This is a genomic window from Klebsiella sp. w6 (assembly GCF_033100215.1).
GTDB lineage: Bacteria > Pseudomonadota > Gammaproteobacteria > Enterobacterales > Enterobacteriaceae > Klebsiella > Klebsiella variicola.
The window spans coordinates 1,118,597-1,135,533 of sequence record NZ_CP136907.1; the positions used below are offsets into that span (position 1 = coordinate 1,118,597).

General features: G+C 59.2%; 15 protein-coding genes and 1 pseudogene. 9 read left to right on the plus strand and 7 right to left on the minus strand.

Annotated elements, in window-relative coordinates:
- The first annotated feature begins 53 nt into the window (after nucleotides 1-53).
- On the plus strand, nucleotides 54-956 hold the full coding sequence (gene lpxO, locus R0140_RS05530) for a lipid A hydroxylase LpxO (RefSeq protein ID WP_012540802.1): 903 nt from the start codon (nucleotides 54-56) through the stop codon (nucleotides 954-956).
- On the opposite strand, the pseudogene R0140_RS05535 reads toward lpxO, so the two are convergent.
- From R0140_RS05535 to R0140_RS05545, 3 genes and pseudogenes are all read right to left on the minus strand, one after another.
- Nucleotides 937-1,483: pseudogene (locus R0140_RS05535) on the minus strand (rhodanese family protein). The gene lpxO and the pseudogene R0140_RS05535 overlap by 20 nt on opposite strands.
- Before the next feature lie 7 nt (nucleotides 1,484-1,490).
- Entirely contained in the window at nucleotides 1,491-1,790 is a 300-nt protein-coding gene (locus tag R0140_RS05540) for an ArsR/SmtB family transcription factor (protein WP_012540804.1), read from the minus strand.
- A 75-nt stretch (nucleotides 1,791-1,865) separates the two neighbouring features.
- The gene (locus R0140_RS05545; protein ID WP_008806127.1) at nucleotides 1,866-2,471 is read right to left on the minus strand and encodes an FMN-dependent NADH-azoreductase; all 606 of its coding nucleotides are present in this window, start codon (nucleotides 2,469-2,471) and stop codon (nucleotides 1,866-1,868) included.
- Nucleotides 2,472-2,574: 103 nt separating this feature from the next.
- On the opposite strand from R0140_RS05545, the gene R0140_RS05550 reads away from it, so the two are divergent.
- Nucleotides 2,575-3,492 (plus strand): LysR family transcriptional regulator, encoded by a 918-nt coding sequence (locus tag R0140_RS05550; protein ID WP_032736318.1) that lies wholly within the window; start codon nucleotides 2,575-2,577, stop codon nucleotides 3,490-3,492.
- 59 nt (nucleotides 3,493-3,551) lie between these two features.
- Nucleotides 3,552-4,148, plus strand: coding sequence for an undecaprenyl-diphosphatase (locus R0140_RS05555; RefSeq protein ID WP_008806125.1), 597 nt, complete (start codon nucleotides 3,552-3,554; stop codon nucleotides 4,146-4,148).
- A 2-nt stretch (nucleotides 4,149-4,150) separates the two neighbouring features.
- On the opposite strand, the gene R0140_RS05560 is transcribed toward R0140_RS05555, so the two are convergent.
- Nucleotides 4,151-5,938 carry a sigma-54-dependent Fis family transcriptional regulator gene (locus R0140_RS05560; RefSeq protein ID WP_032740864.1) on the minus strand — a complete coding sequence of 596 codons (1,788 nt, stop codon included), beginning with the start codon at nucleotides 5,936-5,938 and terminating at the stop codon, nucleotides 4,151-4,153.
- A gap of 263 nt (nucleotides 5,939-6,201) precedes the next feature.
- Here R0140_RS05560 and R0140_RS05565 point away from each other — a divergent pair, with 263 nt between their 5' ends.
- The 5 genes from R0140_RS05565 (at nucleotide 6,202) to R0140_RS05585 (ending at nucleotide 13,568) form a co-directional block, all read left to right on the plus strand.
- Nucleotides 6,202-7,722, plus strand: coding sequence for an acetaldehyde dehydrogenase ExaC (locus tag R0140_RS05565; RefSeq protein ID WP_008806123.1), 1,521 nt, complete (start codon nucleotides 6,202-6,204; stop codon nucleotides 7,720-7,722).
- A gap of 701 nt (nucleotides 7,723-8,423) precedes the next feature.
- The gene (locus R0140_RS05570; RefSeq protein ID WP_008806122.1) at nucleotides 8,424-9,017 is read left to right on the plus strand and encodes a fimbrial protein; all 594 of its coding nucleotides are present in this window, start codon (nucleotides 8,424-8,426) and stop codon (nucleotides 9,015-9,017) included.
- A gap of 194 nt (nucleotides 9,018-9,211) precedes the next feature.
- Nucleotides 9,212-9,874, plus strand: coding sequence for a fimbrial biogenesis chaperone (locus R0140_RS05575; protein ID WP_008806121.1), 663 nt, complete (start codon nucleotides 9,212-9,214; stop codon nucleotides 9,872-9,874).
- A 78-nt stretch (nucleotides 9,875-9,952) separates the two neighbouring features.
- Complete coding sequence (locus R0140_RS05580; protein WP_032736316.1) at nucleotides 9,953-12,466, plus strand: fimbria/pilus outer membrane usher protein; 2,514 nt, start codon at nucleotides 9,953-9,955, stop codon at nucleotides 12,464-12,466.
- A 7-nt stretch (nucleotides 12,467-12,473) separates the two neighbouring features.
- Complete coding sequence (locus R0140_RS05585) at nucleotides 12,474-13,568, plus strand: fimbrial protein (protein WP_032733662.1); 1,095 nt, start codon at nucleotides 12,474-12,476, stop codon at nucleotides 13,566-13,568.
- Here R0140_RS05585 and R0140_RS05590 read toward each other — a convergent pair.
- Nucleotides 13,565-14,254 (minus strand): fimbrial biogenesis chaperone, encoded by a 690-nt coding sequence (locus R0140_RS05590; RefSeq protein ID WP_032736315.1) that lies wholly within the window; start codon nucleotides 14,252-14,254, stop codon nucleotides 13,565-13,567. The two genes, R0140_RS05585 and R0140_RS05590, sit on opposite strands and share 4 nt — an antisense overlap.
- 36 nt (nucleotides 14,255-14,290) lie before the next feature.
- Nucleotides 14,291-14,842 (minus strand): fimbrial protein, encoded by a 552-nt coding sequence (locus R0140_RS05595; protein ID WP_012540815.1) that lies wholly within the window; start codon nucleotides 14,840-14,842, stop codon nucleotides 14,291-14,293.
- A 466-nt stretch (nucleotides 14,843-15,308) separates the two neighbouring features.
- Here R0140_RS05595 and R0140_RS05600 point away from each other — a divergent pair, with 466 nt between their 5' ends.
- Nucleotides 15,309-16,145: a transporter substrate-binding domain-containing protein gene (locus R0140_RS05600; RefSeq protein WP_012967386.1), complete on the plus strand. Its 837-nt coding sequence runs from the start codon at nucleotides 15,309-15,311 to the stop codon at nucleotides 16,143-16,145.
- A gap of 54 nt (nucleotides 16,146-16,199) precedes the next feature.
- On the opposite strand, the gene R0140_RS05605 is transcribed toward R0140_RS05600, so the two are convergent.
- Complete coding sequence (locus R0140_RS05605; RefSeq protein ID WP_032740862.1) at nucleotides 16,200-16,820, minus strand: hypothetical protein; 621 nt, start codon at nucleotides 16,818-16,820, stop codon at nucleotides 16,200-16,202.
- Between the last annotated feature and the right edge of the window lie 117 nt (nucleotides 16,821-16,937).

Below are 16,937 nucleotides of genomic sequence, written 5' to 3' on the forward strand. Positions count from 1 at the left end.
GAAGGGGGGACGGCGAGGGTAGGGTTACCATCAATCAGGTCAGGAAAGACACCATGAAGTATATCGTTCTATTGATCATTGTTATTGCTGTTCTGTATGTCCATTATCGCGGGCGGGTGCGCTATCGTTTCTGGCGACAGCTCTCCGATCATTCAACATTTACTGCTCCGCTGAATGGATTTATGTATTTATTTTCCCGCGTGCCGAATACGCCATATCTGCGCCCGGAGATGTTTCCCGAGCTGGCGATATTGCAGCAGAACTGGCAGGTAATTCGCGATGAAGGTCTCCACCTTCAGCAGCTGGAGCAGATTAAAGCGGCCGATAAATATAACGATGCCGGATTTAACTCATTTTTTAAAACCGGCTGGAAACGTTTTTATCTGAAATGGTATGAGGAGGCCCATCCCTCCGCCAGCCAGCTCTGCCCACACACCACCGCGCTACTGCGCGATATCCCGTCGGTGAAAGCGGCCATGTTCGCCACCCTGCCAGACGGCAGCCGTCTGCCGCGCCACCGCGATCCCTACGCCGGTTCGCTGCGCTTTCATCTCGGCCTGGCGACGCCGAACGATGACCGCTGCTTTATCGAGGTGGATGGCCAGCGCTACAGCTGGCGCGATGGGGAAGGGGTGCTGTTTGATGAGACCTATATTCACTATGCGGAAAATACCAGCGGTGAGAATCGGCTGATTCTGTTCTGTGATATTGAACGGCCCATGCGCTACCGCTGGGCGCAGCAGGTGAACCACTGGCTGGGACGTCATCTGATGAGCGCCGCCTCGGCGCCCAATGATACCGGCGATCGCATTGGCGGGATTAACCGGGCGTTTCGCTATATCTACCAGATCCGCATTGTCGGCAAGCGGCTGAAAAAATGGAATAAGACGGTCTATTACATCGTTAAATGGCTGCTGTTCGGCGGCATTGCCTGGCTTATCTGGAGTGCGTTTTAACCCTCATGACGCCGGTTCCAGGGCATGATCGCCAGCAGACGCGCCATGCCGCAAAAGCCGGTCACCCCGGCGAAGGTGAGCCCGGCGCCGACCGCGCCGCTGAGCAGGAAGAAGCCGCTGCTCACGGTATAGCCCAGCAGTACACCGAGTAAAATCAGGACGCCAGCGGCAATTTGTACCTGGCGCATCAGCGGCAGCGGCTGGGATTTATCCTCCTCAACCGGGAACCCCGCGGCCCTCCAGCCCTGAATCCCCCCGGCCAGCAGGCTTGCCTGCGCCGGTGCGGCGGCGGCGGCCAGGCGAATCGCGTTATTCTGCGTCCGGGAACCCGCCTGGCAGTGAAAGATGACTGTCTCTCCGGCCCGGGCATTGAGGGTCGCACCGTTGGTCAGGCTGGCCAGCGGCACCAGTTCGGCATCGGGAATATGTTCGCGCGCGTATTCATCCGCATCACGGATATCAATCAGTCTGGCGCCCTGGGCAATCAGCGCCCGGGCTTCGGCCGGGGTTAAGGTAGCGATGGTCATAGGATCCTCACGGGCAATAGAGCGTTTTCAGCGTGTTGATCACCTGCTGTACCGCAGGGTGGGTGATGAAATAGTGGATACGCTGGGCATCGCGCTCGCTGTCGATCAGCCCCTCGTCACGCATCCGCGCAAGGTGCTGCGAGGTGGCGGAAGGGCTCAGGCCGGTAGCGCGCGATAGTTCACCGGCGCTGGCCCGCGGCGCATCGCACAGTATGCACAGGATCAGCAATCGGTGAGGATTGCTCATGGCTTTCATCAGCGCGGCGGCTTCTCCGGCGCGGGCCTGCAGGTCTTCAGGTGTGGTCATATATTTTAGCTTTTTCTAAATTTAGATAACTCTAAAATAAAAACATCCCCTGCGCCAGCACTTTTTATCTGTGACTCAGGCCGGAACGGCGAGCTGGGCAATCTGCGCCCGGGCGCTGGCGATCCCTGCGTCGCGACCATGCGGACGATTGTCCAGCCCTTCGGCATAGATAAATTCCACCTCATGGATCCCCATCAGCCCCAGTACCGCGCGCAGATAGGGGGTGATGGCGTCGGTGGTCTCTCCCTGGTGAATACCGCCGCGGCTGCTGACGACCACCGCCCGAACGCCCTCGACCAGCCCCTGCGGCCAGCTGTCGGTGTAGCGAAAGGTTTCCCGCGCCCGCGCCACGAGGTCGAACCATTTCTTCAGGTCGGTCGGGACGTTGAGGTTATACATCGGCGCCCCGATCACCAGCAGGTCGCTGGCTTTTAACTCGGCGATAAGCTGGTCGGAGCGCGCAACCGCCGCGCGGATGGCTGGCTGCGGATCCACTGCCCCGCGCAGGGCGGCGAACAGGGGGCGATCCAGCGTTGGCAGCGCCATGGCGCTGAGATCGTGTTCCGTGAGCCGATCGCGGTGTCCTGCTGCCCGGCGCGCCGCGAGAAATTCGTTAATCAGCTGATTGGTCAGGGATGTTTCGCCATTAATGCTGGATTTTAATACCAGAACGTTAGCCATGATGAGTGCCTCAAGTGAAGGGGAGAGGCAGAGACTAACACTGTCTTTTTTCTCTCTGGAGTGACATTATTTTCCTCTATTGTATCCCGTAAGGAACCAATCTGTGCGTGACGATCTGAACGCGATCCCGGTGTTTGTCACCGTGGTCGAGAGCGGTAACTTTGCCAGCGCGGCGGCGATCCTCCACGTGACGCGTTCGGCGGTGGGTAAAACCATTGCCCGGCTGGAAGCGCGCCTCGGCGTGGCGTTATTCCAGCGCACTACCCGTCGGCAACTGCTGACGGAAGAGGGGGAGCAATTTTACCACCAGTGCCGGGAAGCGCTGGCGCGCATCCGCGAGGCCGAAGAGGCGCTCCAGCGCGGGAAGGGCGAGGTGCAGGGGCGGCTGCGGATCTCGCTACCAGTGCTCTTTGGCCAGCGCTGCGTGGCGCCGGTGCTATTCCGCCTGAGCCAGCGCTATCCGTTACTGAAGCTCGAGCTCCACTACAGCGACCGGCAGGTCAATCTGCTGGAGGAGGGGTTTGATCTTGCGGTGCGTATCGGAAACCTGGCCGATACCGGGTCGCTACGGGCGCGGGCGCTGGGGGAGCATGGCATGGTGCTGTGCGCGGCGGTGGAGTACCTGCGCCGCCAGCCGCCGCCGCAGACCATCGCCGGGCTGAGCGAGCACCGCACCCTCGGCTATCTGCACAACGGCCAACTGCAAAAATGGCAACTGTACGACCCGCAGCAGGGCGAAGTGCGCTTCAGTCCGGAGACGGGGCTGGTACAGGATGATTTTGCCGCCATCGCGGCGGCGGTGCTGCAGGGGATGGGCATCGCCTGGTTGCCGGACTGGCTGGTGGCGCAGGCGCTCGCCGACGGGACGCTGCAGCAGGTGCTGGCGCCCAGCGCTCAGGTGCGTTTCGCTATCCACGCGGTGTGGCCGGAGGGGCCGTGGCTGCCGCAAAAAACGCGGGTGACGATCGATGCCCTGCGGGAAGGACTGCGCCTTGCTAAAAGCACACCGCCCAGCGGTTAAGGGTATCTTAAGGCGACCGGGCGATAATGACAGAAAGATGACGACTGAGAGCTATCGCCATGAACGCCCTGGAAACGCTGAATCAATCTGTTTTTTTCGCGCTTAACGCGCAGCCTGGCGCCGCGGAGGGCCTGCTGTCGCTGGCCCGTTTTTGCGCCAGCGGCATCGTGTTTATGATGCCGGCGATCGCGCTCGGCCTGTGGTTTCTCGGTGGTCGTGAGGGACACCGCCAGGCGCTGTTTATGACCCTGGCTGTGATGATTTCCCTCGGGCTGGGGATGGTGTGCGGGACGCTCTGGTTTCATCCGCGGCCGTTTATGATCCCCCTCGGCCATACCTGGATAAGTCATCCGGCGGATAACAGCTTCCCCAGCGATCACGCTACGGTGATGTTCAGCGCCGCGTTTGCGCTGCTGTCGCTGCGCCTGCGGGCGCCTGGTCTGCTGATGCTGCTGGCTGCGCTGCCGGTGGCCTGGTCGCGGATCTATCTTGGGGTGCATTTTCCGCTGGATATGGTGGGCGCAGCCCTGGTCTCCATTGGCGGGGTCATCGTGGCGAAGCGGGTCTGGCAGGCGGTCGGCCCACGGCTGGTGCTGCTGTGCGAGGCCGTCAGCCGGCGGATGTTCTCCTGGCTGCCGGCGCGCTTTACGCCATAGCCTCAGCGACGAGGCCGTCCGGTACGGGCGGCGCGGCGGTATAGCGTGCTGCGGGCGATACCCAGTATCTGTGCCGCCCGGCTGACGTTGCCGTTAACGCTGGCCAGGGTATCGACAATCAACTGCTCGTCATGGGCCTGCAATCCTCCGCGCGGCAGCGGCGCAGGCGCGGTGCGATACGCCTCCGGCAGCGCGTCGGGCGTCAGCGTGTCGCCCTCATCGGCCAGAGCCAGCATCACCTTCAGGACGCTCTGCAGCTGGCGCACGTTTCCCGGCCACGGCAGCTGGCTGAGGTGGACCAGCAGTGCATTTGAAAGCGTCACCCGGCGTGAAACACCGCCCAGGTCGCGCCACAGCGTGGCGATAAAGGTTTCCAGCGCCGGCCACTCGCGCAGCGGGGGCAGCGCCAGGGCATACTCCCGCAGGCGCCACAGCAGATCTTCACGGAATTCGCCGGCGCTGACCCGTTGCGTCAGATTGCGGTGGGTGGCGCAGATCAAGGCGAAATTCACCGGCACGCTGCGGCTGGCGCCCAGCGGGGCCACCTCTTTTTCCTGCAACACCCGCAGGAGCCGCGTCTGCAGCGCCAGCGGCATATCGCCGATCTCATCGAGAAACAGTACCCCGCCCTCAGCCTCGCGGATTTTACCGATATAGCCGTTTTTGCTGGCGCCGGTAAATGCCCCCGGCTGGTAGCCGAATAGCTCGGATTCGATCAGCGATTCCGGGATGGCCGCGCAGTTGATGGCGACAAATTTGCCACTGCGCCAGCGGCTGTGCTGATGCAGCGTACGGCTGACATACTCCTTGCCGCTGCCGGTTTCTCCCTCAATGCATAGCGCAATGCCGGCGTTGAGCAGCCGCAGCAGCTTTTCGCCTTCGCGCGGGCTGGTGAAAGGGAGATGCATGACCTGCGGGGCGCTTACCGCCACCCGGCGGCGGGTGGGCTCCCGCAGGCGATAGTGATAGCGGCCCTGCGGGGTGGTCAGCGGCAGCGGGACGCTGACCGCCCTTTGCGCCAGCGTCGGAAAAAGCGACGCAAAGGTTAGCTGGCCAAACTGCGCCGCGCTCAGGCCGAACTCGCGCATCGCCAGTCGGTTGCCGGCGGTGAGGACGTTGTCAGAAAAGACCAGCAGCAGCTCCTCGACGCTGTCGAGCTTGTCCACCTGCCGGTGCAGGCTCATCAGCCACTGCTCCGGATGCAGGCTCTGTTTCACCCACAGATACTCAATTTGCTTTGCCGCCGCCTTCACCCAGCCAAAGGTATGCTGGTGGGGAAAATCCGCCGGGCCGGAGATATCCAGCACCCCGGCAATACTTCCGTCCGGCCGCTGGAGCGGCATCGCCGCACAGTACAGATTCTGATTGCGGGTAAGAAAATGCTGGCGGCCATCGATTTCGCAGCCGTCATCAATGACCAGCGCGGTGCCAATGGCGTTGGTCCCGCGCCCGCTTTCGCTCCACAGATTGCCGGGGGCCAGCGCCACGCGCTGAGCCTTCTGCATCGCCTGAGTATCGCCGACGGTGTGCAGCACCAGGCCACTGGGGTCGGAGAGGACCACCACCGACTGCAGGTCCGCCACCTGGCGCGACAGGGCATCCACCACCGGCTGCGCCAGCTGCTGCAGGCTGCGGTGGCTGGCGAGCCGGTCTGCCAGCTCCCCGGCGCGCAGACGGGGAAAATCCTCGGTAGCGGGATCCAGACCATAGCGCTGGCAGCGAGACCACGAGTCGCTGAGCAGGGGGTTAGCGTTAACCTCTGGTGCGAGAAGATAGGGATTACCTGGCACAGGGCACCTCAGGGTCGATGTTGCTGTGTTGCAATATTGTAGCCATTTGGTTTATTTGGTGTTGCGATTTGCAACACAGAAGTGGACATCTGTGCGACAGCGCCTGCCAGCCTGGTAAAGAGATAACCCTAACTCATTAATAAATAATGTAAATTATTGGCGATTAAAAACTGGCATAACCCCTGCAAAGTGAGAAGCGTTCGGCGGCAAGTTTAAAAAATCAATATGCCGCTGCGTCTCAACCCTACAGAAGGAGATTTGCGATGCGTTATGCACATCCTGGCCAGCCCGGCGCCCTGGTTTCATTTAAATCCGCTTACGGCAACTTCATTGACGGTAAATTTGTCGAGCCGCTGAGCGGTGAATTCTTTATGAATACCTCCCCGGTCGACGGCAGCAACATTGCGCAGTTTCCCCGCTCGGACGCCAAAGACATTGAGTTCGCCCTCGATGCCGCTCACCGTGCGGCGCCGGCGTGGGGTAAAACGTCAGTGCAGCAGCGCTCCAGGCTGCTGCTACAGGTCGCCGATCGTATTGAACAGCACCTGGAGTATCTGGCCGTCGCGGAGAGCTGGGACAACGGGAAACCGATCCGCGAAACCCTGAATGCCGACCTGCCGCTGGCGGTGGACCATTTTCGCTACTTCGCCGGCTGCCTGCGCGCCCAGGAGGGAAGCACCGCCGAGATTGACGAAACGACGGTGGCCTATCATTTCCATGAACCGCTGGGGGTGGTTGGGCAGATTATCCCGTGGAACTTTCCGCTGCTGATGGCCGCGTGGAAGCTGGCCCCGGCCCTGGCGGCGGGTAACTGCGTGGTGCTCAAGCCGGCTGAACAGACGCCGCTGAGCATTACCCTGCTGCTGGAGCTGATCGGCGATCTGTTCCCGGCCGGGGTGCTTAACGTGGTACAGGGATTCGGCAAAGAGGCAGGCGAGGCGCTGGCCACCAGCAAGCGTATCGCCAAGCTGGCGTTCACTGGCTCCACGCCGGTCGGGCGGCATATTCTCGCCTGCGCGGCGGAAAATATTATCCCCTGCACTGTCGAGCTGGGGGGCAAATCGCCCAACATCTACTTCGCCGACGTAATGGAGGGAGAAGAGGAGTTTATTGAGAAGGCGGTGGAGGGACTGGTGCTTGGCTTCTTCAACCAGGGGGAGGTATGTACCTGCCCGTCGCGGGCGCTGATCCATGAATCCATCTATGAGCCCTTTATGGCGCGGGTCATGGAGAAGGTGGCGCAGATCCGCCGTGGTGACCCGTTAGATACCGACACCATGATCGGCGCGCAGGCTTCCCGCCAGCAGTTCGATAAGATCCTCTCCTACATTCAGATTGCGCGGGAAGAGGGCGGGCAAATTCTGACCGGCGGCGAGCGGGCGGCTATCGCGCCGGCGCTGGATAACGGTTTTTATATTCAGCCCACGCTGATTAAAGGCCGCAACGATATGCGCAGCTTCCAGGAGGAGATCTTTGGGCCCGTGATCGGGGTGACCACCTTTAAGGACGAAGCGGAAGCGCTGACCATCGCCAATGAGACCCAGTTTGGCCTTGGCGCCGGGGTCTGGACACGGGATACCAACCTCGCCTATCGCATGGGCCGCGGGATTAAAGCCGGCCGCGTATGGACCAACTGCTATCATGTCTACCCGGCGCATGCGGCGTTCGGTGGCTATAAACAGTCTGGCGTTGGCCGGGAAACGCACAAGATGGCGCTGGATGCCTATCAGCAAACCAAAAATCTGCTGGTGAGCTACGGCACCGCGCCGCTGGGTCTGTTCTAAATACAACCCCGCGCTTCTGTTCCAACCTCTGTCCGCAATCCGTCCGGGTTGCGGATTTTTTTTAACTGCAAAATAACCCTGCTATTTAGCCGGCTTTATTGAGCGGCATGACCAACACATTCACACGGCTGATGTAATATCTTTCACTTGAAAATAAAAAGGGTTCCACAACAAGAAATTATGCGCAGTGAGGCGGACACTTGTGCTTCATTTATGTAGAAATGATGAATATTAATACCAGGAAAATTCCTAATTTTCCTGTGCTGCCGATCGGAAGCACAATAAAACAAGACAACTTTTTGAGTAATTAACTTTAAATTTGTTAATGGTTTTGATCTGTTGTTGTTTGAAAGTGTTTTATTACCGTTTGTATAGATATGTAAATTAACATTGAAAAGGCATTTCAAAAATAAATTTTATGCCTCTGATAATCATTAACTTATTCGTAACATTGTGCCGGGTTGCCTTTTGGTAGGTGCGGTAATATATTTATTTCGCACACCAAAATAACTTTTTTAGCTTCTGTTTTTTATTAATGTTCACCTTTTGACAGAATAAAGCAGAGCGAGAGGGCGTGTGCCTACTATCCTGCGGAAGGAACGCAATGAACATTTACAAGGAGGAACTGATGAGCAGCTTCGCGATAGCCAAGCGCTATTGCCGATGACTGTGTGATATATTCGTTAACGATGAGATAAATAATGAAAACCCAACTTCGTATTATGGCAATTCTCATGGGCGCGCTGGTTTCGGGCGCGGCAATTTCAGGCAATACGCAACCGGCAAGATCGACAATGACCGTTAACCCAGGCGCCAGCGCAGGCACTCAGGGTACCGGTGGGCAGGTAATTTTTAACGGCTCTATTACCGACAGCTCCTGCAACGTCGACAGCGGTTCAACCGGCCAGACCGTGGATCTGGGCAAATGGGCCAGCAGCTATTTTACCGGCACCGGCTCCGAAACCACCAAAACTCCCTTCCATATCAAAGTCAAAGATTGCCCGGCCAGCGTGGCCAAGGTTGCGGTGCTGTTTGACGGCGCGCGCGATCAGTCTGATACCACTCTGCTGGCCACCAATGGCGGCGCCACCGGCGTGGCGATCAAGCTGTATGAAGACGACCAGAACACGGCGGTCAGCCTCGGCAAAGTGTCCAAAGATCACCCGGTCGTCGCGGGCGCCACTGCCGGCACCGGCTCTGCTGACCTCGAGTTTTACGCCGACTATGTCTCTACCGGGGCCGTGGCGGCGGGCGATGCCAACGGTACGGCTAATTTCAATATGATTTATAACTAAGCATATTGCGCGTTATTCAGAGCCAGTCCATTGCGTCTGGATCCATAGCAGTCTGTTGAAATATTAATGGCGAAGCAGTCGCGATATATATTCGTGACGGTATTGTTGTTCCTGCTAATTATCTCAATGGTTACTGGCTCTGTTATTCACAGCTTTATTTTATTGTCTGTTCAACCTTTACCTGATGGTTATTAATGATGAAGAAAATAATTGCCGTTGCGGCTTTTCTGCTGTGCTCCACGGCAGCGCAGGCCGGTATTGTCATGGGGGGAACCCGTGTGATTTATCAGGAAGGGAAGCGTGAAGCCGCTATTTCAGTCACCAATGCCGATACTCACACACCCTATCTGGTGCAGTCGTGGGTGGAAAATTACGCGGAAAATGACAAGAGCAAGGTGCCCTTTATTGTGACCCCACCGCTGTTCCGTCTCGATCCGGAGCAGAATAACGTTCTGCGTATTAACTTTATTGGCGCCTCGCTGCCCGGCGATCGTGAGTCGGTGTTTTGGCTGAACGTCAAAAGTATTTCTCCGACGCCGCAGGGCGAGGTGAATAAGCTGCAGGTCAATATTAAGTCGAAATTCAAAATTTTCTATCGCCCCAACGGTCTGGCAGGCGACCCGGCAAAAGCCTGGCAGCAACTGAAGTTTACCCAGTCCGGCGGTCATCTGACGGTGGCAAACCCCACTCCCTATTTTGTCTCTTTTTACTCCGTCGCGGTGGGCGGGCAGAGCATCGATGAGCCAGGCATGGTGGCTCCGTTCGGCCAGAAAACGTGGCCGGTGAGCGGGCACGGCGCCGTCAAATGGCGGGCGATTAACGACTACGGTGGCGTCAGCGATTTCGCCCAGCAGTAATTCCCTTTTGTGATGACATGACCGGACGGCGCCAGCATGAAAAGAACAACAACAGCGAAGGTGCGGGAATATGCCGCAATGCCAGTGACAGCAGGACGGGCGCTGGCGCTGGCGACAGTGCCGACGATGATGTTTTGTCTCAGCCCGCTGAACCGGGCGCTGGCCGACGACTATTTTGACCCGGCGGCGCTGGAGTTTGCCGACCCGCAGCAGCAAACCTCCGACCTGCACTACTTCGCCAAACCCGGCGGGCAGCAGCCGGGCACTTACTCTGTCACCGTGGTGGTTAACGATCAGGAGCTGGGTCAGGCTGATATTACGTTTGTTGACGATGGCGGGAAGCTGCAGCCGGTGCTGACGCCCGGTCAGCTGGCGGATTATGGGGTCAACGTCAGCGCCTTTCCCGCCTTTCAAACGCTGCATGAAGGAGAAACCTTCACCCGGATCGAGAAGTTTATTCCCGACGCCAGCAGTCGGTTCACCTTTGCTAACCAGCGCCTGACGCTGAGTATTCCCCAGGCGGCGATGAACGTGCAAAGCCGCGGCTATGTCGATCCCTCGCGCTGGGACGATGGCGTGCCGGCCGCGTTTGTCGATTACTATTTTTCCGGCGCGCAAATAAAGAACGCCGATGACGGGGAGAGCAGCCGCTCAAACTACCTCAATTTACGCAGCGGCGTGAACCTGGGCGCCTGGCGGCTGCGCAACGTCTCCTCAATGCAGTACGACCAGCAGCGCCGGCACTGGGATACCCAGAGCACCTGGCTGCAGCGCGACGTCCGCTCGCTGAAGAGCTTGCTGCGGATCGGCGATACCTACACCACCGGCGATGTGTTTGACAGCATCCCCTTTCGCGGCGTCCAGCTGATGTCTGACGATGAGATGCTTCCGGACAGCCAGCGCGGCTTTGCCCCCACCATCCGCGGCGTGGCGCACAGCAATGCCAAAGTGACCGTCTCTCAGCACGGGTATGTGATCTACGAAACCTTCGTGTCGCCGGGGGCATTTGCCATCAGCGATCTTTACCCCACCTCGCAGAGCGGCGATCTGGAGGTGAAGGTGACCGAGAGCAATGGTTCGGTGCGCACTTTTACTCAGCCCTATTCCGCAGTTCCTTTTATGCTGCGCGAAGGGCGCGGCAAATTCAGCCTTAGCGCCGGGCGCTACCATTCGGGGGCGGATACCGTCCGCTCGCCGGAATTCCTGCAGGGAACCCTGTTCTACGGTCTGTCGGCGGGATTTACTCTCTACGGCGGTACGCAACTGGCCCAGGACTATCAGTCCTGGGCGCTGGGCCTGGGGCGCGGTTTCGGCGAGTTCGGATCGCTGGGAGGCGACGTGACCCAGGCCATCACCCGCACGCCGTCGGGCAAGCGCTACGCGGGCCATTCGCTGCGCGCCCAGTATCAGAAAGATTTTGTCAGCTCGGGGACTTCATTCAGCCTCGCCAGCTACCGCTACTCCTCCAGCGGCTATTACGATTTTGCCGAAGCCAGCGCGCTGGAAAGCGCGCAGGGGCAGGTGGACAACCGGCGTCGCCGGGAAGAGCTGTCGGTGACACAAAGCCTTGGCGGCCTCGGCAGTCTGGCGATCTCCGCCTGGTCGCAGGATTACTGGCACCGGCAGAGCCGGGATGAGACGGTACACCTCGGGTTCTACAGCGCCTGGAAGGGGATCTCCTGGGGCGTGGGCTATTACTACACCCGCGCCAGCAATCAGGAAAAAAATGACCGTTCCTGGTCATTTAATATCAACATCCCGCTGGGCGGCCCGCTGTCCGACAGCGCGGTAAGCTATAACACCACCTCGGACAGCAATGGCTATACCTCGCAGCAGGTCTTGCTGTATGGCGCGGTGCCGACGCGGCCAAATCTGTTCTATTCGGTCCAGCAGGGCTATGGCAACCAGGGGCGAGGCAGCAACAGCAGCGTCGCGCTGGATTACCACGGCGGCTTCGGCAACGCCCAGCTCGGCTATCGTCATGACGCCGCCAGCAACCAGCTGACCTGGGGAGGCGCCGGCTCGGTGGTCGCGCATCCGCACGGCGTCACCTTCGGCCAGACGGTGGGCGAGAGCTTCGCCATCGTCCGCGCGCCGGGGGCCGCTGGGGTGGCGGTACAAAACGGCAACAATGTGCACACCGACTGGCGCGGCTATGCCGTGGTGCCATCCCTGACCGCCTATCGAAAAAATGTCATTACCCTCGACACAGAGTCGATGGCCGACGATACCGACGTCGATCAGGAGGGGCAGACCGTGATCCCCGGCGGCGGCGCGGTGGTGATGGCCAACTACCGGACCCACATTGGCAACCGGGTGCTGTTTACCCTGCGCAATGCCCAGGGGCCGTTGCCGTTTGGCGCCAGCGCGCGGCTGGTCACGGCGGAGGAGAGCGGCAATGCGCCGGGCGGCATGGTGGCCGACGGTGGGCAGGTGTACCTCAGCGGCGTGCCGCAGGAGGGGACCCTGGCGGTGAGCTGGGTCGTTAACAACCAGTCGCAGAGCTGCACGCTGCATTTTCAACTTCCGGATAACCCACAGCAGAGTCTGAATACGGTGAAAACCGTCTCCGGACTGTGCCAGACACGCTGAGGCGGCTATGAAATCTGTTTTTCGTCTACTTCCTGTTCTCTTTCTGCTGGCGCTGAGTGGTTACCTCCCCGGCGTGCGGGCTGAAACCTGCCGCGCGAATATCGGCCAGACCACGGTCAATATTCCCAATATCAAATATTTACCCACGCTACCGGTCAATACCCAGATGACCAGCGCGATGGCGGATAACGGCAGCGGGATCCCCTTTTCCTGCGACCTGCAGCTGCCGACGGCGAGCGCCAAACGCATCGTCTATAAGCAACTGAAAACCGGCGGCTCGCCGGTGGTGATTAACGGACAGCACGTCTACCCCAGCGCCATCGACGGCATCGGTTACTCGCTCAGCTTTCAGTGCGCGGGCGGCCCGATGCGCGCTATCGATGGCAGCCACTCCGCAGGCGGCGAGTCGGTGGTGGTGTGCGACAGCGCAATGCTTCCGGCGCTGATGACGCAGCAGCAAACCACGGTCAGGATCGCGGTGACCTTCTATAAAACCGGGACGGTGCAGCTGGCGGACGGGACGCACACCAACTCGCCGTCGCTGCCGCAGGTGGGGGAGATGACCATTGAGCAGCAGGCCAGCGGGAGCGCCAGCTATGTCGCCAGCGCGCCGGTCAGTATCGATATGGCGGCCCTGAACGTGGACATCGGCAGCAGCGGCAGCTGTCAGGTAGCGACGTCGACGATCCAGGTCACTCTGGGCACGGTAAACCGGGCGGAGTTTCACGGTAAAGGGAGCACCGGCGGCCAGGCGAAGCGCTTTTCGATCCCGGTGTTCTGCCCGTCGCCGACCGACGTGCGCATCGGCTTTTTCGGCGTCAGCGTGGAGAGCGATACCCTGGCCCTGAGCAAGGCCAGCAACAGCGCCAGCGGCGTCGGCGTGAAGCTGACCTACGGTAATAACCCCGGCGCGGCGGTCTCTGATGGCACCAGCGTTAAGATCAATGAGGCCAGCAACTTGCCGATCCTGAAAAGGGTGACCGGCACAAACGCCGGGGCCGCCGAGGCGATCAATTTTAACGCCCAGTATGTGCAAACTGACGCCACGGTGGGAGCGGGCACGGCCAACAGCATGGTGACCTTCGCCCTGGAGTATAACTAGCCTGACGCTGGCGCATGGGCATTCTGCAGGGGGATGGGCACCACCGCGCCGTAGTCGTCGATATAGTTCAGCTGGTACAGGCGAGTGCTGTCGGTGGTCATCACGGTATGGCTGCTGTATGGCCGGAGCATCACGTTTCTCATCGGCGAGAAGTGGCCTTTATTATCGATCAGCGTCCCGTTGACCAGGGTGATATGCAGTGGGCCTGAGTTGGTAAAGCGCAGGTGATTCCCGTTCTGCTGCCACTGCAGCTTTTGCACCTCTCTGGCGAGGGTGGTGGTGATGGCGGGCGGACGATAAAAGAGCTTCAGGCGGGTACGGACGACAAATTGCAGCGTATGCGTGCCGACGGCTGCGGGAGGCGTCTCCTGGATATTGACCCAGTACACGCTTTCCCGATCGCCGGGCAGCCCGCCGCCGAGATAGATAAAGCGCAGCTGGGCGGATTGTTGCGGCGATAAATAGACCTGCGGCGGCGTCGCCACTATCGGCAGGCCGACGCGCGAGGTATTGAGTCCGGCGTCCAGCCAGATCTGCACTTTATAAGGCGTGCTGCTGCGATTGTGAATGTTCAGGCTGGCGACCTTTTCTTTCCCGGAATAGACCACCCGCGTGGCATTAATGGTGATCCCGGCGCAGGCCTGAAAGGTCACTGCGCAGAGCAGAATCGCCAGCTGTGTTTTCATGAGGACTCCCTTGACGTCTCATCCCTGACCGGGAAGTTATTCCTGCATAATGGTAAATCGGGCCGTCGCATTGCCGTCGCCGGGATCGGCGTGGGTTTTGTCCCAGGTGTAATAGAAGGCGTTCAGCCTGAAGGTTCCGGAGCCGCCGTCCACCGGGATCTCTATGCGGGGATCGTGTTGCGGATCAAGGCGTTCATCGAGGCTGAGCGGGGTGCCCGTGCGGTCAGTGAGCAGAATACCTACCTTGCTGGCCGGCTTACCGCTGCCGTCGAGCGCCAGCACGCGGTTTTCAGGTGTGTCGGCAGGCGAGGGGCCGTCAACCACAATGTAGTAAGTGCCTTTCTCACAATCTTTAACGCGAATGTCGATGCCGACCGCCGGCCCGGTCCCAGACTGACTGTTTTTCAGTCTCGACAGCGGAATAGCGCCCATACTGACGTCGATGACCCCGCTGTCGCTCACCCCTTCGAGCTTGCAGGAGGCGTTCACGACCTTGCCGATGAAATTCAGCTTGCCCTCTGCCGCGAGTGCAGGGACAGCGGCCAGCCCGGCAAAGACCGTCGCCAGACACAGCGTGATTATTTTCATTTTCTTTCCTTCTCTATTGCCCGTAAAGCTGGCGCCAGGGCCGTTATTTTGATGAGTCTTATTTACGCCAGGTATGTTTTTTATTAATTCATCTGACTGACAAATTTATTAATACCAGGAAATAAACTGGCTTGTTATTTAGGGGCTGCTTTTGTCGGGATAGTAGCGTGGGGGAATTGCGACGTAAATAAGACGGTTATTAACGCGAGTTGAATGCCAAATATCGCTCGATAAAATAAATTGCTATTTTAATTCAATGCATTAGAAATAGCTTATTGCTCTTTTTTGCCAGGTGTTCGAACCCACTTCATGGTGGAAAATACGATCGTTCACGTAAGGCTACGCCCGGCAGATGAGGGATCATTCACCGGAGGGGGGCTGTTTTTTATCGCCAGATTTGCGATCGGCAACCGTGCTGCCGGGTTGTATGTCACGATGATTAAAAATAGGATGAATGCCCTGGCGTATGCTGCGGATGGTGTTGACTGATAAGCGGCCGATCACCCCGGCGCGAAAAATCGATAACGATAAGGATGGCGAGATGAAACTGACGGTGGGGCTGGCGCTGACGCTGGCGATAATGACCTGCGGCGCCCAGGCGCGCGATATGCAAACCATCGAGCACAGCGGTGAGCTGAAAGTGGGCGTGCCGGGCGATTACGCCCCGCTGGCGTTTCGCAATGCCGCCGGCGAGCTGCAGGGCTATGACGTGGACATGGCCCGCGATCTCGGGCGCACGCTGGGGCTGAAGGTGAGCTTCGTCTACACCAGCTGGCCAGCGCTCGCCGCCGATCTGCGGGCGGACAAGTTTGATATTGCGATGGGCGGCGTGACGCAGACTCCGGCGCGGGCGAAGGACTTCGCCCTCAGCCATCCGGTAGTGGCGAACGGTAAAATCGCCTTAGCCAACTGCCAGGCCGCCCCGCGGCTCGGCTCGCTGGCGAAGATTGACCGCCCGGAGGTGAAGGTGGTCGTCAACCCTGGCGGCACAAACCAGAGCTTTGTCGATGAGCATATTAAGCAGGCGCAGATCATTCGCGTACAGAACAACGTCGACAATCTGGAGGCGCTGCGGCAGAAAACAGCCGATATGATGGTGACAGACCTGATCGAAGGCGACTATTACCAAAGCAAAGAGCCCGGCGTGTTCTGCGTTGCTAACGAAACACCGTTCGCCGGCACCGCCAGCGACAAGGTGTATATGATGAATAAGGATAACCCGGCGCTGCTGGAGAAAGTGAACCAGTGGCTGGATAGCCAGGACAAAGAGGTTCTCAAACGGAAGTGGAAAATTCGCGGTTAACGCGGCGGCGCGCCACCGCCGGCAGACGCGTCCGGCGGTGGTTATCGTCCACGGTTAGCGCTGCGGCGACAGGGTCTGTCGCGCGAGGCCGCGGAAGTAGCAGGCGTAGCCGAGGGTGGCGGTCAGGCACAGCATATAGCCAAACGACTCGCTGCCTTCCTCGACCGTGTTTTTCACCACCCGGGCGTAGTTCTCATCCAGCACGGCGTACCACAGGCCGTGCATACCAAACAGCCGAGAGAAGACCAGAATCGCCAGCAGGCCGCTGATCATCATCCCGTAATAGGGCGTGCGGGTATACTCCGCCAGCTGCGACAGGGTCTGACGCAGATGGCGCAGCGGCGCCAGCAGCGACCCTACGGTGGCCAGCAGGGCAAACCACACCCAGCTGCCGTGGGAGAGCAAATCAAACAGGCCATCCAGTTCACGGATCAGCATGGCGAGGAAGAAGCCGCCGATGAGGATATTGCTATAGCGCAGGCGGGTATATTTTCGCGCCAGCAGGAAGTGAACCAGTACGATGACGGCCAGCACGCTCTCCTGCACCACTTCGGTCAGCGACACCTCCGGGATGTCGTTGCCAAACACCCGAATATCCACCCACAGACAGAGTACCGCGAGGGCGGCTGCGACCGCCGCGCCGAGAAAGAATAGCAAGCTTCGTAACAGAGACATTAACACCACAACTTATACTTAAAAGAAATATCATAAGTTTTGGGAATGCATGTTCCTGTTCACTTTGTGCGACTTTGCCGCGTTTTTTTAACATTTTGCGCGGTTTAGCGCCGGCGA